Source organism: Streptomyces sp. NPDC057307, assembly GCF_042667665.1.
GTDB lineage: Bacteria > Actinomycetota > Actinomycetes > Streptomycetales > Streptomycetaceae > Streptomyces.
The window spans coordinates 1-21,264 of record NZ_JBHUZM010000016.1 but is presented as its reverse complement, the minus strand read 5'-3'; the positions used below and the strand labels follow the sequence as shown (position 1 = coordinate 21,264).

Annotated in this window: 11 protein-coding genes; 8 read left to right on the top strand and 3 right to left on the bottom strand. The window is 72.7% G+C overall.

What is annotated here, in order from left to right:
- Positions 1–126: 126 nt before the first annotated feature.
- The 6 genes from ACFUN8_RS09285 (at position 127) to ACFUN8_RS09260 (ending at position 13,363) form a co-directional block, all read left to right on the top strand.
- On the top strand, positions 127–1,803 hold the full coding sequence (locus tag ACFUN8_RS09285) for a glycoside hydrolase family 13 protein (RefSeq protein ID WP_383633838.1): 1,677 nt from the start codon (positions 127–129) through the stop codon (positions 1,801–1,803).
- On the top strand, positions 1,788–2,864 hold the full coding sequence (locus ACFUN8_RS09280) for a LacI family DNA-binding transcriptional regulator (RefSeq protein WP_383633836.1): 1,077 nt from the start codon (positions 1,788–1,790) through the stop codon (positions 2,862–2,864). Before ACFUN8_RS09285 ends, ACFUN8_RS09280 begins: the two co-directional genes overlap by 16 nt.
- A gap of 261 nt (positions 2,865–3,125) precedes the next feature.
- Positions 3,126–4,832 (top strand): carbohydrate-binding module family 20 domain-containing protein, encoded by a 1,707-nt coding sequence (locus ACFUN8_RS09275; protein WP_383633834.1) that lies wholly within the window; start codon positions 3,126–3,128, stop codon positions 4,830–4,832.
- A 167-nt stretch (positions 4,833–4,999) separates the two neighbouring features.
- A complete protein-coding gene (gene pulA / locus ACFUN8_RS09270; RefSeq protein WP_383633832.1) occupies positions 5,000–10,342 on the top strand; it encodes a pullulanase-type alpha-1,6-glucosidase in 5,343 nt (1,780 codons plus the stop codon).
- A gap of 109 nt (positions 10,343–10,451) precedes the next feature.
- Entirely contained in the window at positions 10,452–12,488 is a 2,037-nt protein-coding gene (locus ACFUN8_RS09265; protein WP_383633948.1) for an ATP-binding protein, read from the top strand.
- Positions 12,489–12,718: 230 nt separating this feature from the next.
- A complete protein-coding gene (locus ACFUN8_RS09260; RefSeq protein ID WP_383633830.1) occupies positions 12,719–13,363 on the top strand; it encodes a DUF4230 domain-containing protein in 645 nt (214 codons plus the stop codon).
- A 60-nt stretch (positions 13,364–13,423) separates the two neighbouring features.
- Here the strand turns inward: ACFUN8_RS09260 and ACFUN8_RS09255 are convergent, their stop codons facing one another.
- Positions 13,424–14,173: a TetR/AcrR family transcriptional regulator gene (locus ACFUN8_RS09255; protein ID WP_383633828.1), complete on the bottom strand. Its 750-nt coding sequence runs from the start codon at positions 14,171–14,173 to the stop codon at positions 13,424–13,426.
- A gap of 52 nt (positions 14,174–14,225) precedes the next feature.
- Between ACFUN8_RS09255 and ACFUN8_RS09250 the strand changes: the two genes are divergently transcribed.
- Positions 14,226–14,657 (top strand): hypothetical protein, encoded by a 432-nt coding sequence (locus ACFUN8_RS09250; RefSeq protein WP_383633826.1) that lies wholly within the window; start codon positions 14,226–14,228, stop codon positions 14,655–14,657.
- Positions 14,658–14,679: 22 nt separating this feature from the next.
- Here ACFUN8_RS09250 and ACFUN8_RS09245 read toward each other — a convergent pair whose 3' ends face one another.
- Together ACFUN8_RS09245 and ACFUN8_RS09240 are read right to left on the bottom strand one after the other, a co-directional pair.
- Entirely contained in the window at positions 14,680–16,638 is a 1,959-nt protein-coding gene (locus ACFUN8_RS09245; protein ID WP_383633824.1) for a hypothetical protein, read from the bottom strand.
- A 758-nt stretch (positions 16,639–17,396) separates the two neighbouring features.
- Positions 17,397–20,573: an alpha-N-acetylglucosaminidase TIM-barrel domain-containing protein gene (locus ACFUN8_RS09240; RefSeq protein ID WP_383633822.1), complete on the bottom strand. Its 3,177-nt coding sequence runs from the start codon at positions 20,571–20,573 to the stop codon at positions 17,397–17,399.
- A gap of 142 nt (positions 20,574–20,715) precedes the next feature.
- On the opposite strand from ACFUN8_RS09240, the gene ACFUN8_RS09235 reads away from it, so the two are divergent.
- Positions 20,716–21,234: a hypothetical protein gene (locus ACFUN8_RS09235; protein ID WP_383633820.1), complete on the top strand. Its 519-nt coding sequence runs from the start codon at positions 20,716–20,718 to the stop codon at positions 21,232–21,234.
- Positions 21,235–21,264: the final 30 nt, after the last annotated feature.

The following is a 21,264-nucleotide window of genomic DNA, read 5'->3' as shown; positions in this document are numbered from 1 at the left end:
CCGACGGCGCCTCCGCCCCCACCCGTACCACTCGCACCACCCGTTACGACAGCGACAGTGACAGCGGCGCCGCGCGGCCCCACCGGGTCCCCGGCGCCGCTCCCACCCAGACCCCCCAGGGACGACATGACCCAGCACCTCGCTGCCCCTTCCACCGGCACGTCCGACGACGCCCCGGGCCACCGCTCCGGCTGGTGGCAGGACGCGGTGATCTACCAGGTCTATCCGCGCAGCTTCGCCGACTCCAACGGTGACGGCATGGGCGATCTCGAAGGCGTACGGAGCCGGCTGCCGTACTTGCGCGCGCTGGGTGTCGACGCCGTCTGGCTCAGCCCCTTCTACGCCTCGCCGCAGGCCGACGCGGGCTACGACGTCGCCGACTACCGCGCCATCGACCCCATGTTCGGCTCGCTCCTCGACGCCGACGCGCTGATCCGCGACGCGCACGAGCTGGACCTGCGCGTCATCGTGGACGTGGTGCCCAACCACTCGTCCGACCAGTACGACTGGTTCCGCCGCGCCCTGAAGGACGGCCCCGGATCGGCGCTGCGCGACCGCTACCACTTCCGCCCCGGCAAGGGCGCCGACGGCGAACTCCCGCCCAACGACTGGGAGTCCATCTTCGGCGGCCCCGCCTGGACCAGGACCACCGACCCGGACGGCACCCCCGGCGAGTGGTATCTGCACCTCTTCGCGCCCGAGCAGCCCGACTTCAACTGGGACCACCCGGCCGTCGCCGACGAGTTCCGCTCCATCCTGCGCTTCTGGCTCGACATGGGCGTCGACGGCTTCCGCGTCGACGTCGCCCACGGACTCGTCAAGGCCGCCGGACTGCCCGACATCGGCAGCGACGGCCAGGTCAAGCTGCTGGGCAACGACATCATGCCGTTCTTCGACCAGGACGGCGTGCACGAGATCTACCGCAGTTGGCGCACCATCCTCGACGAGTACCCCGGCGACCGGATCGCCGTCGCCGAGGCGTGGACACCCACCGTCGAGCGCACCGCGAACTACGTGCGCCCCGACGAGATGCACCAAGCCTTCAACTTCCAGTATCTGAGCACCTTCTGGGACGCCGCCGCGCTCCGCGACGTCATCGACACCTCCCTCGCCGCGATGCGCCCCGTCGGCGCCCCGACCACCTGGGTGCTCTCCAACCACGACGTCACCCGGCACACCACGCGCTTCGCCCACCCCGTCTCCCTCGGCACCCAGCTCAGGGAGGCCGGCGACCGGGAACTCGGTCTGCGCCGGGCCCGCGCGGCGACGCTGCTGATGCTCGCCCTGCCCGGCTCCGCCTACCTCTACCAGGGCGAGGAGCTGGGCCTGCCCGACGTCACCGACCTCCCCGACGAGGCCAGGCAGGACCCCTCGTACTTCCGCGCCGCCGGCCAGGACGGCTTCCGCGACGGCTGCCGGGTGCCGATCCCGTGGAGCCGCGAGGGCTCGTCGTACGGCTTCGGCTCCGGCGGCAGCTGGCTGCCCCAGCCGGCCGGCTGGGGCGCGCTGAGCGTCGAGGCGCAGACCGGTGTGGCGGGCTCCAGCCTGGAGCTGTACCGCGCGGCCATCGCCGCCCGGCGCGCGCACCCGGGGCTCGGCGCCGGGGCGTCCGTCGACTGGCTGGACGCCCCGGAAGGCGTGCTCGTCTTCGCCCGCCCCGGCTTCCTCTGCACGGTCAACACCACCGGCGCGCCGGTCCGGATCCCGGTGCGCGGCAGCCTGCTGCTGGCCAGCGGACCCGTCACCGCGGACGGAGCCGAGGCCGAGCTGCCCGCCGACACCACGGCGTGGTGGACGGTGTGACGCTGCCCCTCCCCAGGACGACCGGAGCCGGTACGCCACGGCTCTCGGACATCGCGGGACAGGCATCGGTCAGCGAGGCGACGGTGAGCCGAGTGCTCAACGGCAAGCCCGGTGTCGCGGACAGCACACGCCAGCGGGTGCTCGCCGCGCTCGACATCCTCGGGTACGAACGTCCCGTACGGCTGCGGCAGCGCAGCGCCGGGCTGATCGGTCTGGTGACCCCGGAGCTGATCAACCCGATCTTCCCGGCGTTCGCCCAGGCCGTCGAACAGGTCCTGGCCGGGCACGGCTACACACCGGTCCTCTGCACCCAACTGCCGGGCGGGGCGACGGAGGACGAGCTGGTCGAGCAGCTCGTGGAGCGTGGCGTCGGCGGCATCGTCTTCCTGTCGGGGCTGCACGCGGACAGCTCGGCGGACCCGTCGCGCTACGCCGCGCTCATCGACCGCGGGGTGCCGTTCGTCATGATCAACGGCTGCAACGAGCGCGTCAGCGCGCCGTTCGTGTCCCTGGACGACCGGGCGGCCATGCGGATGGCCGTCGGGCATCTGGCCGATCTGGGGCACCGGCGGATCGGCCTGGCGACCGGGCCCCTGCGGTATGTGCCGTCGGCGCGCAAACGCGAGGGCTTCATCGACGCGCTGGGCGGCTCGCTGGGGCTCTCCCGCGAGGAGGCCGAACAGCGGGTGTGCAGCACGCTGTTCAGCGTGGAGGGCGGCCAGGTGGCGGCCGGCGCGCTGCTCGACCAGGGCTGTACCGGCATCGTCTGCGGCAGCGACATGATGGCGCTGGGCGTGGTGCGGGCGGCCCGCGAGCGGGGGCTGCGGGTCCCGTACGACGTGTCGGTGGTGGGCTTCGACGACTCGCAGCTGATCGCCTTCACCGACCCGCCGCTCACGACGGTACGGCAGCCCGTGCAGGCGATGGCGGGGGCGGCGGTGGGCGCGCTGCTGGAGGAGATCGCGGGAAGTCCCGTGCAGCGTACGGAGTATGTGTTCCAGCCGGAGCTGGTCGTACGGGGGTCGACGGCGAGCTGCGTCGGCGGCCCGTCCGACGGGTGAGGACGGACCGGTTCCGCCGTCGTGCCCGCCACCGGGCGCAATCTTTTGCGGAAGCACTTGCAGGTCATCGTGCCGATATTTCCCGGGTGTTACCCCGTGGTGTCCAGAGGGTTGACCGGGGCCGACGGGGCTCGTACGGTCTGCTCCGCGACAAGCTTTTGCTTTCTTGCAGCAAGAACATTCAAGGGCCTTGAGGGCAGGGCGTGTTGCCTTGCGAGGTCTCTCCCGTCGTCCCGCACCTCCCCTTACGCAGGAGGAAACATGGCCCGCAGAGCTCCCGCCCTCGCGCTCGCCCTCGTGGCAGGCGCGGCGGCCCTCGTGGCGCCCGGAAGCCCCGCCCAGGCGGCGCCTCCCGGCGAGAAGGACGTCACCGCCGTGCTGTTCGAGTGGCGGTTCGACTCGGTCGCCAGGGCGTGTACCGACAGCCTCGGCCCCGACGGGTACGGCTACGTCCAGGTGTCCCCGCCCCAGGAGCACATCCAGGGCGGCCAGTGGTGGACCTCGTACCAGCCCGTCAGCTACAAGATCGCCGGCCGGCTCGGCGACCGCGCCGCCTTCCAGTCCATGGTCAACACCTGTCACGCCGCCGGGGTGAAGGTCGTCGCCGACGCCGTCATCAACCACATGTCGGCGGGCTCCGGCACCGGCACCGGAGGTACCTCGTACGCCAAGTACGAGTACCCCGGCATCTATTCGGGCGCCGACATGGACGACTGCCGCTCGCAGATCAGCAACTACGGCGACCGCGGCAACGTCCAGAACTGCGAACTCGTCGGCCTCGCCGACCTCGACACCGGCGAGGACTACGTACGCGGCCGAATAGCCACGTACCTGGGCGACCTGCTCTCGCTCGGTGTGGACGGCTTCCGGATCGACGCCGCGAAGCACATGCCGGCCGCCGACCTCGCCAACATCAAGTCCCGGCTGGGCAATCCGGGCGTGTACTGGAAGCAGGAGGCCATCTACGGCGGCGGCGAGGCCGTGTCGCCGAGTGAGTACCTGGGCACCGGAGACGTACAGGAATTCCGGTACGGGCGAAGCCTCAAGCAGGTCTTCACCAACGAGAACCTGGCCAACCTGAAGAACTTCGGCGAGGGCTGGGGCTTCATGGAGAGCGGCAGGTCCGCCGTCTTCGTGGACAACCACGACACCGAGCGCGGCGGCGACACCCTCAACTACAAGAACGGCGCCGCCTACACGCTGGCCAACGTGTTCATGCTGGCCTACCCCTACGGCTCGCCCGACGTGCACTCCGGCTACGAGTTCAGCGACCACGACGCCGGACCGCCCAACGGCGGCACCGTGAACGCCTGTTACGCCGACGGCTGGAAGTGCCAGCACGACTGGCGCGAGATCTCCTCCATGGTCGGCTTCCGCAACGCGGCGCGCGGCCAGGCCGTCACCGACTGGTGGGACAACGGCGGCGACCAGATCGCCTTCGGGCGTGGCTCCAAGGCGTACGTCGCCATCAACTACACCGGCTCCGCGCTCGGCCGCACCTTCCGGACGTCGCTGCCGGCCGGTGACTACTGCGACGTCCAGAGCGGCAACGGCGTGACCGTGAACGGCTCGGGCCAGTTCACGGCGACGCTCGGCGCCAACACGGCGGTCGCCCTGCACGCCGGGGCCCGCACCTGCGGCGGGGGCGGCGGCAACCCGCCGACCGGGCAGTCCGGGGTGACGTTCGGCGTCAACGCGACGACGCAGCTCGGCCAGAACATCTACGTCACCGGTGACCGGGCCGAACTCGGCAACTGGAACACCGGGGCCGCGCTCAAGCTCGACCCGGCCGCCTACCCGGTGTGGAAGCTCAACGTGCCGCTGCCCGCCGGTACGTCCTTCGCGTACAAGTACATCCGCAAGGACGCGGCCGGCGCGGTGACGTGGGAGAGCGGCGCCAACCGCACGGCCACCGTGCCCAACTCCACCTCCGGCGGACTGACGCTGAACGACACCTGGCGCAACTGACCCGCCCCCGCGGCCTCTTGGCCAAGCCCCCCCGCACCACCGCACCCACCGCACCCACCGCACCACCGCACCCCCCGCACCATCCGGCCGCCCCGGCGACGCGCACCCGGCACCATGCCCCCGCGTCGTCGCCGGGCCGGCCCTCCCGTACCCCGAGGAGATCCCGCGTGAAACGCCCGCCCCTGCCCGCGCTCCCGCGCAGAACGGCCGTCGCCGTCGTGGCCGCGGCCCTGTGCGCGGCCCTGGTGCCCGCGCTGCCGGCCGTCGCCGCCCGTGCCCCGGCCCCGCCGTCGGACGCCCGGCTCGCCGACGAGCCCGCCCGCCACGATCTGACGCGCGATCAGTTCTACTTCGTGCTGCCCGACCGCTTCGCCAACGGCGACCGGTCCAACGACCGCGGCGGGCTGACCGGTTCGCGTACGAAGACCGGGTACGACCCCGCCGACAAGGGCTTCTACCAGGGCGGCGACCTCAAGGGGATCACCGATCGGCTCGACTACATCAAGGGCCTCGGCACCACCGCCATCTGGATGGCGCCGATCTTCAAGAACAAGCCGGTGCAGGGCACGGGCGACGACATGTCGGCCGGCTACCACGGCTACTGGATCACCGACTTCACCCAGGTCGACCCGCACTTCGGCACCAACGCGGAGCTTTCGAGGCTGATCGACAAGGCCCACGACAAGGGCATGAAGGTCTTCTTCGACGTCATCACCAACCACACCGCCGACACCGTCGACTACGCGGAGAAGACGTACAACTACCGCCCCAAGGGCGCCTATCCGTACCTCGACAAGGACGGCCGCCCCTTCGACGACCGCGAGGGCGTCGGCCGGGTCGACACGGACGCGTTCCCGTACACCCCCGCCCCGAAGGCGGGCGAGAAGAAGGTCCCGTCCTGGCTCAACGACCCCACGATGTACCACAATCGGGGTGATTCGACGTTCGCGGGGGAGAGCTCCGAGTACGGCGACTTCTCCGGACTCGACGACCTGTGGACTGAGCGGCCCGAGGTCGTCAACGGGATGGCGGAGATCTACCAGAAGTGGGTCCGCGACTTCGACATCGACGGCTTCCGCATCGACACCGTCAAACACGTCGACCTGGACTTCTGGACCCGGTGGGCCACCGCGCTCGACGACTACGCCGCGAAGCGGGGCCGCGACGACTTCTTCATGTTCGGCGAGGTCTACTCCGCCGACACCGCCGTCACCTCCCCGTACGTGACCCGCGGGCGGCTCGACTCCACGCTCGACTTCCCCCTCCAGGACGCGGCGCGCGCCTACGCCTCCCAAGGCGCCTCCGCCGAGCGGCTCGCGGACGTCTTCGCCGAGGACTACCGCTACACCACCGACAAGGCCAACGCCTACGAGCAGGTGTCGTTCCTCGGCAACCACGACATGGGCCGCATCGGCACCTTCCTCAAGCAGGACAACCCGGACGCCGGCGACGCCGAACTGGTCAAGCGCGCCCGCCTCGCCAACGAGCTGATGTTCTTCTCGCGCGGCAACCCGGTCATCTACTACGGCGACGAGCAGGGCTTCACCGGCCCCGGCGGTGACAAGGACGCCCGCCAGAGCCTCTTCGCCTCCACGACCCCCGACTATCTCGACGACGACCAGCTCGGCACCGACCGGACGCACGCCTCCGACGCGTACGACCCCACGCACCCGCTCTACCGGTCCGTCGCCGAACTGTCGAAGCTCACCAAGAGCCACCCGGCACTGCGGGACGGCGTACAGACCGAGCGCTACGCGGCGGACTCCGTGTACGCGTTCTCCCGCACCGACGCGCGGAAGAAGGACGAGTACGTCGTGGCCGTGAACAACGCCGCGACGCCGAAGACCGTGCGGGTGCCGACCGGATCGGCGCGCGCCGACTTCCGTACCCTGTACGGCGGTTCGGGCACGGGCGACACCGTACGCAGCGGCGCTGACACCACGATCGAGGTCACCGTCCCGGCCCTGTCGTCGCTCGTCCTGCGGGCCGCCGAACCGCTCGCGCCGCCCGCCGCCAGGCCGTCGATCACCCTGACGGCCCCCGAGGCGGGCGCCACCGGCACCGTGGAGATCGGCGCGGACGTCGACGGCGGACAGCTCAACCGCGTCGTCTTCGCCGCCCAGACCGGCAACGGCAAGTGGCGCACCCTCGGCAGCGCCGACCACGCCCCGTACCGGGTCACCCAGTATCTGGACGCCGACGTCGCCGCCGGAACACCCCTGCGCTACAAGGCTGTTGTGGTCGACAGCCGGGGCCGTACCGCCTCGGACCTCGCCTCCTCGACCGCCGGACAGACGCCCGCGCCGCAGCCGCCCACGGCGGTCGAGCGCGACCACGCGATCGTGCACTACCGGCGCCCCGACGGGAAGTACGACGGCTGGCAGCTCAAGTCCGGTGACAGGACAGCTCAGTTCACCGGCCGTGACGCGTACGGCGCGTTCGCGTGGGTCGAGGTCACCGAGGGCGCCTCGGCCGTCCCGTACACCGTCGTCAAGGACGGGACACCGGACGGCCCCGAGCGGACCGTCGACCTCGCCAAGACAGGCGAGGTCTGGATCGAGCAGGGCGCCGACGGCCAGAGCGAGCAGGCACCCGACGGCGCCTACCCGCCGCAGGACAGGACCAAGGCCGTCCTGCACTACCAGCGGGCCGACGGCGACTACGACGGCTGGGGCCTGCACACCTGGACCGGCGCCAAGGACCCGACCGACTGGGCGAAGCCGCTGCTGCCGGTGAAGGAGGACGCGTACGGCGTGACGTACGAGGTGCCGCTCGCCGAGGGCGCCACGTCGCTCAGCTACATCCTGCACAAGGGCGACGAGAAGGACCTGCCGTCCGACCAGTCGCTCGACCTGGCGACATACGGCAACGAGGTCTGGATGCTCGGCGGCCGGCCGAAGTATCTGCTGCCGACCGCCGGCGCCGTACCCACGCCGGATCTCGGCAAGGCCGAGGCGCAGTGGATCGACCGCGACACCGTCGTATGGAAGGTGAAGGCCACCGGGGCCACCAGCCAGCAGCTCGTCTACGCCCCCGACGGCGGCATCACCGTCGAGAACGGCGCGCTGTCCAAGGCCGGGCAGTGGCTGCGGCTCGCCCCCGGGACGCTGACCGACGCGCAGAAGGCCACCTACCCGCATCTGAAGGACTTTCCGGCCTTCACCGTCGACCCGCGCGACCGGGACAGGGTGAGGGAGTCGCTGCGCGGCCAGCTCATCGCGACCCAACGCGCGGCCAACGGGGCGCTGCTCGACGCGACCGGCGTACAGATTCCGGGAGTTCTGGACGACCTGTACGCCACCGACGCGACCCGCGCCTCGCTCGGGCCCGTCTTCCGCGACGGCCGCCCCATCCTGTCGGTGTGGGCGCCCACCGCCCGCCGGGTCGCGCTCGAACTCGACGGCCGGAGCGTGCCGATGCGGCGCGACGACCGCAGCGGCGTGTGGTCCGTGCGAGGCGCCCGCGACTGGACGGGCAAGCCGTACCGGTACGTGGTCGACGTCTGGGCACCCGGTGTCGGCGAGATGGTCACCAACAAGGTCACCGACCCGTACTCGACCGCCCTGACCACCGACTCGGCCCGCAGCCTCGCCGTCGACCTGACCGATCCGAAGCTCGCCCCCAAGGGCTGGTCGACGCTGAAGAAGCCCGCCGCCGTCCGGATGCGCGACGCCCAGATCCAGGAGCTGCACGTCCGCGACTTCTCGATCGCCGACCGCACCTCCGACCACCCCGGCCGCTATCTGGCCTTCACCGACACCGGGTCCCAGGGCATGAAACACCTCGCCCGACTGGCCGACGCGGGAACGTCCTACGTCCATCTGCTGCCGGCCTTCGACATCGGCACCATCCCGGAGAAGCCCTCCGACCAGCAGCAACCGGCCTGCGACCTGTCCGTGTACGCCCCCGACTCCGACGAGCAGCAGGCGTGCGTCGCGAAGGCGGCGGCCAAGGACGGCTTCAACTGGGGCTACGACCCGCTGCACTACACGGTGCCCGAGGGCAGCTACGCCAGTGACCCCGAAGGCACGAAGCGCACCGTGGAGTTCCGGCGGATGGTGCAGGGCATCAACGGCGCCGGCCTGCGCACCGTGATGGACGTCGTCTACAACCACACCGTGGCCGCCGGTCAGGACCCCAAGTCCGTACTGGACCGGATCGTGCCCGGCTACTACCAGCGGCTGCTCGACGACGGCACCGTGGCGACGTCCACCTGCTGCGCCAACACCGCGCCCGAGAACGCCATGATGGGCAAGATCGTGGTGGACTCGCTCGTCACCTGGGCGAAGGAGTACAAGGTCGACGGCTTCCGCTTCGACCTGATGGGCCATCACCCCAAGGCCAACATCCTCGCCGTACGTGAGGCGTTGGACGCGCTGACCGTCGCCAAGGACGGCGTCGACGGGAAGGCGATCGTCCTCTACGGCGAGGGCTGGGACTTCGGCGAGATCGCGGGTGACGCCCGCTTCGTCCAGGCCACACAGAAGAACATGGCCGGCACCGGGATCGCGACCTTCTCCGACCGGGCGCGCGACGCGGTACGCGGCGGCGGCCCCTTCGACGAGGACCCCGGGGTCCAGGGGTTCGCCACGGGGCTCTACACCGACCCCAACTCCTCGGCGGCGAACGGCACTCCGGCGCAGCAGCGGGCCAGGCTGCTGCACTACCAGGACCTGATCAAGGTCGGACTCACCGGCAATCTCGCCGACTACTCCTTCACCGACAGCGCGGGCCGCACCGTCAAGGGCTCCGAGGTCGACTACAACGGCGCCCCGGCCGGCTACGCCGCCGCGCCCGGCGACGCGCTCGCCTACGCGGACGCGCACGACAACGAAAGCCTCTACGACACCCTGGCGTTCAAGCTCCCGCGCACCACCCCGGCCGCCGACCGGGCCAGGGCGCAGGTGCTCGCCATGGCCACTGCGGCGCTCACCCAGGGGCCCTCGCTCTCCCAGGCCGGGACGGACCTGCTCCGCTCCAAGTCGCTGGACCGCAACTCGTACGACAGCGGCGACTGGTTCAACGCGATCAACTGGGACTGCCGGGACGGCAACGGCTTCGGGCGCGGTCTGCCGCCCGCCGCCGACAACGAGGACAAGTGGCCCTACGCCAAGCCCCTGTTGGGGACACCCGGCATCACACCCGGCTGCCCGGAGATCACCGGCGCCTCCGCCGCGTACCAGGATCTGCTGAGGATCCGTACCACGGAGGCGGCTTTCCGCCTCTCCTCCACCGGCGCCGTCCAGTCCGCGCTCTCCTTCCCGCTGTCCGGCCCCGACGAGACACCGGGCGTCATCACGATGCGCCTCGGGGAGCTGGTGGTGGTCTTCAACGCCACCCCGGACACCTCGCGGCAGCGGATCACGGCGCTCGCCGGTCGGCCGTACGAGCTGCATCCGGTGCAGGCCGGCGGCTCGGACGCGACGGTCAAGAAGGCGTCGTACGAGGCGAGTTCGGGCACCTTCGCGGTGCCGGGCCGGACGGTGGCGGTGTTCCGGGCCGACGGGTGACGGGCCCCGGCACGGGCCCGACCCGGCAGTGATCAAACAAGTCCCTTTCTGACTGATTCTCACCATGGGCGGCGGTCCTGGTCCCCAACTGGGCCAGACTGTCCCCGTGGTGGGACATCTTCCCGACGAGACGACCAGCTTCGTAGGACGCACCGGCGAGCTGGCGGAAGTCGAACGCGCGTTACAGACAAACCGGTTGACCACACTCACCGGCCCCGGCGGCGTGGGCAAGAGCAGACTGGCGCTGCGCGCCGCCGGCCGGGCCGTCGACCGGTACCCCGACGGCGTGTGGTGGGTCGACCTCTCGCCGCTCGCCGACGACCGACTGCTCCTCATCACCGTCTCCGACGCGGTCGGACTCGCCGACCACACCCTGCGGATGCCCGTCGAGGCACTCAGCGAATGGCTCGCCGACAAGCGGCTGCTGCTCGTACTCGACTGCTGCGAACGGCTGGTGAACGCCTGCGCCCGGCTCACCGGCGAACTCCTCACCGCCGCACCCGGCCTCACCGTCCTCGCCACCAGCCGGCAGCCGCTCGGCACCCCCGCCGAGGAACGCGTCGAAGTGGCACCCCTGCCGCTCGACGGCCCCGACGAGAAGGGCCTGGCGCTCGCCCTCTTCCGCGACCGCGCCGCGACGGCCGCGCCCGGCGTCCCACTCGACGAACCCGCCGTCGCGGCCGCCGCCGACGAGATCTGCCGCCGCCTCGAAGGCATCCCGCTCGCCCTCGAACTCGCCTGCGCGCGCCTCGGCGAGAACAGCGTCCAGGAGATCGCCGAACGGCTCACCTCCCGCCTCGACGTCCTCACCGACCAGACCGCCTGGCCCCGGCGCCACCGCGCGCTGCGCACCGCCATCGGCTGGAGCCACGAACTGTGCGCGCCGCTGGAACGGCTGCTGTGGGCCAGGCTCTCCGTCTTCAGCGGCGACATCGAGGAGGCCGACGCGCGGGCCGTCTGCGCCGGCGGACCGCTCGGCCCCGACGAGGTCACCCGCGCCCTGACCGGCCTCGCCGACCGCTCCGTGCTCCGGCGCGACGGCACCCGCTACCGGATGCTCGACACGCTGCGCGAGTACGGCGCCCTGTGGCTGGCCGAACTCGGCGAGGAGCGCGTACTCGCCGACCGCCACGCCACGCACTTCGCCGCGCTCGTCCGGGAGGCGCACGCCGGATGGCTCGGCCGGGACCAGATCGCCTGGTACGGCAGGATCGCCGACAGCCACTCCGACCTGTGCGACGCCCTCGACCACTTCCTCGCCACGGACCCGGCGGCGGCCCAGGAGATGGCGGGCCGCGTCGGCTTCTTCTGGACCTGCTGCGGCCACCTCCACGAGGCCAGGATCTATCTGGAACGCACCCTCGCCGCCCACGACGCGCCCGGACCGGACCGCACCCGCACGCTGTGGGCGCTGGGCCTGACCGTCATGCTCCAGGGCGACCACGAGGCCGCGCACCGCTTCGGCGAGAAGTGCAGCATGGCCGCCTGGCAGGACAAGGACCCCGAGTCCATGCTCTCGGCGGCGTACCTCCTCGGCCTCACCTCACTGATGATGGGCCGCGCGCAGGCCGGCCACACGGTGACCGACCGCGCGCTGAGCGCCGTCGGGGGCGACGGCTTCTCCTACCCCTCCCAACTGCGCTGCCGCCTCGTCCGTGTCTTCGCCCTCACCGGCCTCGGCCGGCTCGAAGAGGCGGGCAGGGAGGCGGCGACCCTCCGCGAGGAGTGCGCGGAACGGGGCGAATGCTGGACCCGCTCGTACGCCGACTACCAGCTCTCCCTGGTCCATCTGCTGAGCGGCCACGCGTACGAGGCGGAGACCCACGCCCGCTCGATGCTCGCGGGCAAGCACCAACTGCGCGACAGCTTCGGCATCGCGCTGGGTCTCGACCTCCTGGCGGCGGCGGTCGCCGCGCAGGGCGACGGCGAACGGGCCGCCCATGTCTACGGCACGGGCCAGGCCTACTGGCGCATGGTCGGCCACCCCCAGCGCGGCACGCCGGAACTGGCGGCGGTCCGCGCGGAGTGCGAGCGCAGCGCGCGCGAGTCGGTGGGCGACCCGGCGTACGAGACGGCGTTCGGGCGGGGCCTGGCGGAGGACAGGGCGAACAGCCTGGAGAAGGCGCTGCGCGGGCCGATGCCATGACCGGGACGAACCCGCCGCCGTGACGGGGGCCGTGACCGGGACGAACCCGCGGCCGTGACCGGGGCCGGACCGTCAACGCCCCGATCATGCGCGGGAGTTGCCCGAACTTGTTGCAGGCTTCGTCGTGGCGTGAACCCCGCCTGACGGGTAACCCGGTAGGTATGACGTCCACCGACGTGAAACCAGAGCCAGAACCCGCGCAGAGCCCGGGCAGGACACGCGTCTCGCGCGTGTCGAGGGCGCCCTGGTGGGTCAAGTTGCCCGTCGGGCTCGTGGTGCTTGTCGTGCTGCTCGGCATCGGCAGCCGGCTCGACCTCGTGCCCGGATTCGACGACGTCTTCGGCGAGGAGACGAACGACCGGACCGGACCGACCCTCCTCAAGTCCATCCAGGACCTCAGCCGGTACCAGGCGGCGTCCGGGAACTTCCAGGTGGTGGTGGATCTGGAGAAGGACGCCAAGTTCCTTCCCGACACCATCAAGGGGAGCCGCACGCTCTACGTGGGGGCCGGCAGTGTCGGGTCGTACGTGGATCTCGGCGGGATCGGCGACAAGAACGTCCAGGTCAACAAGGAACGCACCACCGCGACGCTGCGGCTGCCGCACGCCCAGCTGGGCAAGGCCACGCTGGACGCCGACCGGTCGTACGCCGTGTCCAAGCAGCGCGGGCTGTTCGACCGGCTCGGTGACTTCTTCTCCGACAACCCGGCCGACGAGCGCGCCGTCAACAAGCTCGCCGCCAAGCACATCCAGGACGCCGCCAAGGACAGCGGACTGACCACGCGCGCGGAGAAGAACACCACCAGCATGCTGCAAGGGCTGCTCACCTCCCTCGGCTTCAAGGAAGTGACGGTCGTCTACGGGACGGCGGGCTGACCGGCGCCACTGTCCTCGTGTGTCCTGCGTGTCCTGCGTGCCCTGCGTCCTAAGGCCGTCCTATGCCGTACGCGGGGCGGGCAGCGGCAGTGTCGCGGCAGGCGCCGTCGCGGCCGGCAGTGTCGCCGCCAGGGCCGTCAGGCGGGCCACCAGATCGCCGAACGGGCCGCCCGGCGGCTCGTCGGCGAGGACCGGCAGCAGGATCCGCGCCATCTCCTCGTCGTACGCCGCGCTCACCGCGGCCAGCGCGGCGAAGTCGTGCACCAGCTGCAACTCCAGGTCGCCGCGCGGGATGCGGCGGCCGTCCAGCCACAGCAGCGCCGTCGACTCGGCGAGCGACACCCAGGAGCGCACGACCAGCTCCAGCCGGGGCGGCGGCGACTGGATGGAGAGATGGGACAGGATCTGCTCGTACGCGGCCTGCCGCACCTCGTCGATCATGGCGTTGGCCCTGGACGAACCGACTGCCGGACCGCCCCGCATCAGTGCGAAGAAGCCGGGGCCGTGCTCGTCGACGAAGTCGAAGAAGCGCGTCATCACGCGCAGCAGCCGGGCGCCGAGCGGTCCTTCGCGCGGTTCGACGAAGCGCTCGGCCAACTCGTCCGCGGCCCGCCGCAACGCGGCCTCGTACAGCGACTGCTTGCCCGGGAAGTAGTGGTAGACCAGCGGCCGGGAGATGCCGGCGGCCGCCGCGATCTCGTCGATGGAGACATGATCGGGCGAGCGGTGGCTGAACAGTTCCAGCGCGACACCGATCAGTTGTTGCCGTCGCTCTTCGACGCCCATTCTGCGTCGCACCCCGGTCGTCATATGAACAGCCTAACCGTCGGTTGCCTCGGCCTGTCGGTTACGCTCGCCGACCATGAGCGCATCTGACCAGGAAGAGGTCACCGAAAAGCCGGAACCGGGGCCGGTCTCCGAGGCGGAGGGGGAGTTGACGGCCACCGTCCCGGCCGTCGCGGAAGATCCCGCCGACGACCCCGCCGACGACGGCACGGACGACCTCGACGACGGCGGCGCCGACGGCCATGACGACAGCGCCCTCACCCCACGCCAGGCCCGCCGTATCCGCGTCGTCGTCGCCTCGGTCCTTCTGGTCACCATGGCGGCCCTGTTGGCCGTACGCCTCGCCAACCGCAGCTCCGTCCTGGTCGTCGGCCTCTACGGCTTCGCGATGATCCTCTGCGGCGTCGTCATCGAACTCAGCAGGAACGGCCGTACCCGCCTCGCCACCTGGGTGCTCGGCTTCGGCCTCGCGGGGACGCTCGCCACGGACTGGCTGCTCCTGCCCTGACCGGCCGGGGGCGGCCCGCCCGTCACCGCAGCGCGCCCACCCGGGTGCCGTCGGCCAGTTGCCCGTCCAGCTCCGCCCGGTCACCGGGCTTCGCCGGTGCCGCGAGCACCCGCCCCCGTGCGTCACCCTTGACGCCGCCCGTCGTACGGACGGAGCGGAACTCGTCGCTGCCGGCCGCCAGTACGTACCACCGGCCGCCCCGCGACTTCCACAGCACGCCCGCCAGCACCCTCGGCTCCCGTACGCCGCACGCCGACGAGTTCGCGGCGCGCGCCGCGATCGCCCCCGGCTTCGGCGCCCCCGCGTTCGCCTTGGCCCCCGCCTTCGCCGACGGCGGCTGGAACTGCGCCAGCACCCTGCTCTCCGTGCCCCGCCACGTCTCCGCGCGGGTGCACACCCACCGCGCGTCGCCGTTGGACTCGGGCAGGCTCTGGCTCGCGTACTGCCAGGAGTTCACCGTTCGCACGCCGTGCGAGCGTACGGCGGGCAGCAGGCACGCCGTACGCGCCCAGGCGGCGCGCGCCGCGCCCCCCGACACGTCCGAGGGCGCCGAGGGCGGGCCCGACGTCAGCCGGGCGGGCGTGAGTTCGCCGAGGTCGGACAGCAGCCTCACGGCGCCGTCCCCGCCGCCGCTCTCCGCCACTTCCAGCACGTCCCAGGCCCCGCACTCCCGCGTCGCGCCCGGCATCGGCAGCGGATCCGTCACACCGTCCGCGCCGCGCCGCAGGGGCCGCGCGGCACCGGTCGGGTCGAGCAGATCACGTACGGCCGTCTCGCCCACCCAGGGCGCCGTCAGATACCGCACGTTGCCGTCCGTGCGCCCGGCGACCAGCGCGTACGTGGCCGGGGCCGCGCCCGGCGCGGTGTCGGCCGACGCCCCGTCGACCCGGGCGAAGTCCAGTGCCACGGAGCCCGTACCGGTGCGGGGTTCCGCGTACCGGGCGATCCGCAGCCCGTCGTACAGCAGCACCACCCGCGCCCGGTCGACCTCGCCCGCGTACAGCAGCTGCGCCGGTCCCATCGGCGGCCCCACCGGTGTGGCCGGGGTCGACGAGACCCGCACCGACGATCCCGGCCTGGCCCACACCGCCAGCGCCCGCCGCAGCAGCGGCCGGTCGCCGGCCAGCGCGCCGCGCGTGGGCCACACGGAGAAGTCCGTACGGGCCGAGGCCCGCCAGGCGTCCTCCGGGACGCGGTGCACCTTCGCCGGGTCCAGCGCCGCCTCCGCCGCCGAGTTGCGCGCGTACGACGGGGCGGCGGCGCCGTTCGCGCCCCAGCCGTCGCCGGGCAGCCCGAGCAGCGCGCCGCAGACGGCCACGGCGGCGACACCCGCGACGGCGGCGCGCACGTGCTGGCGCCGGCGCAGCAGATCGGTGGGGCGGGCCTGGAGCGAACAGGGGTCGTACTCGGGGGACTCCAGCAGCGCCACGCCCTCCGTACCGATGCCGTCGGCCTCCACGAGCGCCGCGTGCGGGTCCTCGACCCCGGCGGCGGTGAGCAGCCGGCGTACGTCCCTGTCGGGCAGCCCTTCCAGCCCCCTCAGTACGAAGGCGGCCCTGGCGCCGCCGGAGAGGCCCGACAGACGCCGGTCGAAGGCGAGTTCGTCGGCGCCGCCCGAGCGCGGGAACAGCCGCAGGCCCCACACGTGCGGCAGCAGCGGCGGCAGTTGGGCCCGCCGGGGCCACGCCGCGCGCCGCAGGGACCGCCCCGCGTCGAGCGCCTGCCGCAGCACCCGGCCGCGTACGTAGGCGTATCCGTCGTCCGGCGTCGCCGCTGTGCGGTTGCGCGGCAGCGAGCGCTGGACGACGGCGTGGGCGGTCAGCACGCGGCGGTTGCGGCCGAGGGCGGGAGGCAGCACGAGATAGGCGATCCGCACCAGCCGCGGATAGTGCTCGACGAGGGCGGCCTCGGCCTGCTCCACGTCGATGGGGGCGGGAGCGGAGGTGGGCGCGGGGGCCGTGGCGGCGTCGGGTGGGGGCACGTTCAGCAGAACGATCGATTCGTCGGATGGTCACCCCGACGGCGCGACCCGGGGCCCACAACTCCCTTGCCACACGGGCGCCTTCACGGCTGCGCCCGGAGTCCCCGCAGGACGACGCCGGGCCCGCGACGCCTGGACCTCGCGGGGACGGGTCGTCGCCTCGCGACGCGACGTGACAACAGCCGCTCCGTGACGGACGCGCGCCCCGGCCTGCGGGCGGCGGACACCCTGCCGGGCGTGTCGCGCGGGGCGACAGGCCCGTTCCCGGCGTGGTCGTCGGCCGCTCACGCGGGCGCACGCCCCGCGACTCCTCCGTTGCTCGTCGCGCGCCTCCGCGCCGGCCCGCCAGACAGGGTGCACCGGCGGCCTCGCGTGCGACGCGACACGCGCGTTCACGGCGTGGTCGTCGGCTGCGCATGCGCGTGGCACGCGCCCCGCGGCGCCGCTCGCCTCCGCGCCGGCCGGCCAGACACCCGTTGGGGCGTGTCCGCCGGGGGCCTCGCGTGCGACGCGACAGATGCGTACACGACGTTGTCGTCGGCCGCTTCACGCGGGCGCACGCGCCCCGCGACGTCGCTCGCCGCGCGTCCGCCCCGGCCCGCCGGACACGCCCTGGGGGCGGCGGACCCCCTGCCGGGGCGTTTCGCGCGAGCCGACAGGCACGCTCACGCGCGCGGCACGCGCCCCGCGACGCCGCCTGCCCCCGGGCACGCGCCCCGCGACGCCGCCTGCCCCCGGCCCGCCACCAGCCGACCGCGCTACTTGCCGGACGTGCCCTCGCCCGACACCCCCCACCCGCTGAACTCGACCGTGCCCCGTAGCCCGCTGCTCCCGTTCGTCGCGCTCATGAACAGGCCCACGTCCTGGACACCGGACGCGCCGGGGACCGGAACGGAGGCCACCGTTCGCCAGGTCGTTCCGTCGTCCGTCGAGCACGCGCCCGTGAACAGGCCGTCCGCCCGGGTCAGTCGCAGCAGTACCGGGGCCGTGACGCCGGTGATGCGCCGGTAGGTGTCGAGCGTGCCGTCGCCGGACGTGTCGTACGACAGCACCACCCCGTTGGACGGCGTCACCGCCAGGTTGACGATGCCCGGGGAGCCCGGCGTCGTGAGGGTGTCGCGGGCGATGAGGCCCGCGCGGGCCCACGCGCCCGTGTTCTCCTGCGCGTCCACCCGGACCGTCACGCTCACACCGTCCGCGAGCGCGCCTTCTTTGAAGGCCGTGCCGAACTGCGTGGTCCCCCGCCACAGGTCCTGGCCGCCGCCGTTGACCGCGAAGCGGTCGTCCAGTTGCCCGAACACCGCGCCGTTGTTGCTGTACGTGCGCCAGCCCGGCGCCAGTGGCCCGGCGACGTACACCGTGCCCCGCTGGGCGGTTCTCACGCGCTCCTCGCCGCTCGGCCCGTACTCCAGCGCCAGCGCGTACGGCAGCGGGCGCAGTGGCGTCGTGAGCGGGTCGGCGGGGGCCGTCACCGACCAGGAGACGGACCCGGTGCCGGCCGGGTCGACGGACGGCAGGCGCGTCGGGCCGTCCGGCCGGGCTGCGGGGCCGGTCAGGGCGAAGTCGACGGGGCCGGTGCCGCGCAGCCCGTTGACGTTCCGGAAGTCGGCCTTCACCGTGCCCGTGCCGCCCGGGGTGAAGGCGAGCGGGTCGGACGTGACGGTGACGGTGCCCTGGTACGGGGCGGCGGCCAGGGTGTCCCGTACGCGCAGGGCCGTCCGGTACGCGTCACCCGTCGCCCGCACCGGATAGCCGCCGCGCGCCCGCGTCCACGCCTCCTCGTCCACGTACCAGTCGAAGGCTTTCGGCTCCCGCCCGGTGGCCAGGGCGTCGGCCAGCTCGTCCAGATAGGTCTGCCACTGCGGCAGATGGACGTCGGCGAGCAGGCCCTGCCAGTCGCGGTTGGCGTAGTTGCTCAGCTGTCCGGCGGCCGATCGGTCGGCCCACGTCGTGATCAGCGTGCGCGCCGTCCACTCCAGCGTCGCGGCCTCCGCCGGGCTGGTCGCGAGCCGTTTGGCGTCCTCCAGCCACGGCCCGAGCAGGAACGAACGGTGGCAGCCCGCCATCGTGTCGCTCAGCCGCATCAGCTTCAGCCACAGCGCGGCCAGCGCGCGGAACGTGACGGCGTCGCCTCCTTGGAAGGCGCCGCGCAACTGCGGCAGCAGCAGCCGGGAGCGGTTGGCGAGCGCCTGCCTGGCCAGCTCCGTCACGTCGTGCCGGTACGCGTCGGAGCCGCGCAGCCCCGCCGCCACGTCGAGCAGCGAGCCGAGGGCCTTGTCGAACTCGGCGGTGTCGAAGGCGGTTCCGACGGACGAGGTGAGGGACGGGCGGCGGGAGAAGAGCGAGTCGACGGGGCGGCCGTCGGCGGTCGTCAGCCGGTACGCCGTCGCCGCGAGCACGCCGAAGGCGTCCCGCGCGGCGCCGTCCTCGCCGCCGTAGCGCAGATCGGCGTACGACCGGAACCAGCTCTCGCGGTCGACCGCCTCCTCCCGCCAGGCCAGTTCGCTGAACAGCTCGAAGGCGGCCGGGTCGCGCTCGGCGGCCTCCGGCATGTACGCCGTGCCGACGAGCGCGCTGCCGGGCTTGTCGCGCCAAGCGGTGAACCGTGCCGTCCAGCGGTCGGTGTTGGCGCCCAGCGTCGTACGGCCGCCGAAGTTGGGGATGGTGCCGAAGGCGTACGGCGCGCCGCCCCAGTCCCGTTCGCGGTCCGTCACCGAGTCCAGGTCGGACAGGCCGTCGACGATCAGCACGCGGTCGGTGTCGATGGCGTCGAGCAGGGCCGGTACGGGGTTGGTCTGCCAGCCGAGGATCACCCAGGTCGCGTCGGGGCGGGCCGTGTGGAGGGAGGTCTCGACCGCGCGGGCCGCGTCGGGCACGGGGACGTCCCCCGCGCTGCCGCCCTCGTGCAGCAGGTCCATCTTGAAGTGGTTCACCTCGCCGAAGAGGTCGCCCTGGTGCCGGTAGAAGGCGGCGGCGACCTCGGCGAAGACCGGGGTGCGCGGGTCGAGCCAGTCGGGGCGCGGCAGACCGTTCCAGTCGCCCTGCGGCACGGTCCGCGCGCCGGGGTTGCGGGCGGCGAAGCCGTCCGGGACGGTGCCGAAGTAGCCGGGCAGCACGGGCGACATGCCCAACTCGCGCATCCGGTCGGTGATCCGCCGGCCGAGCGTGGCGCGTGCGGCGATCAGCTCGGGGGAGAGCGGGCCGCCGTACGCGCTCATGTTCTGGAGCAGCCACCACGGCTGGTGCGAGGGCGCGGGGAGCCAGGTGCGGGCCTCGGTGTCGGAGTAGCCGAAGCCGGTCAGCAGCCGGTGGTAGACGGCCTCCTGGCCGGTGGTGACGAGGACCTCGTTGCAGCCGTGCAGGGCGAGGAGGTCGAGCATCCGCTCCCAGCGAGGCCAGTCGGCGTACGGGGCGGTGTAGCCGTCGTGCGTGTCGTTGAAGGCGAACCGGTGCCGTACGGTCGCCGAGCGCTCCAGGGAGCGGCGGGGCGCGGGCAGGGTGGCGGGGAGGTCGAGTTGGCTGCCCGACCAGCTGAGGTGGGCGCCGCACTCGTACTTCAGATACCAGTGCACCCCGGTGAGCAGGACTCCCGCGTCGGTGCCCGACACCTCGATCCGGCCGGCGGACCCGGCGACCCGGAACCGCTCGGCGCCGCGCACCACCCGGAAACGGAACTGGTCGGCGTGGCCGGGGAGCAGCCGTCCCACGGCGGCGCGGGCGGCGGCGGTGACCGCGGCCTCGGTGACCGCGGCGTCGGTGGCACGGGCGGTGGCCGGCGGCGCGGCGGGCCGGGCCGCCGCGGGGGAGTGCGCGGTCAGCGCCGTACCGACGCCGATCGCACCGGCACCGGCCAGCACCGCGCGCCGGGAGGGAGCGGCGGGAGTGGCGAGGGCGGCTGGAGTGGCAGGAGGGATGGGACTCGGCAGCTCGGGCATCAGCGGTCCTCTGTCCTCGGTTACGGGGGGGGGTGACAACAGGTGCGTGCGGAGCGCACGCTAATGACGAGGAGGGGGGTGGGCAACGATGTGATGCGTCGTTCACCCGCGCGGGGGCTTGTGGAGAGGGCACGATGGCCGAATGCGTACCGAGCGACCCCGAGTGGCACTGGTGGTGCCGGCCCTGGCCCTGGCCCTGGCCCTGTTGAGCGGCTGCGGAGCCAATGACGACGAGGCCCCCGAGGCGCCGAGGACGGCGACCGGGAGCCTCGAACAGCTGGCCGAGAAGGCCGAGTGTGATCCGAACGTGCAGACCGACGCGGACGAACTGCGCCAGGCCAACTGCAAGACGGGTTACGGCAGATACATCCTCACCACGTTCGCGACCGACCGAGGTCTGCGCGAGTGGATCAACGAGGCCAACGACTACGGCGGTTCCTACCTCGTCGGCAGGAAGTGGGTCGCCAGCGGCGACGCGAAGGTGGTCGAGTCGCTGCGCGGCCGGCTGGGCGGCACGGTCGAGACGGCCCCGGCGCACGGCTCGGGCGGAGGGGACTCCGGAACCGGCGGCGAGGACCACGGCTCGGGCGGTCAGGACCACGGCACCGGCGGCGAGGACCACGGCACCGAGGGGCACACGGGGCACCCGAAGAAGAGCTGACAACGAGCGGCGCCGGCCGGGCTCTGAGCC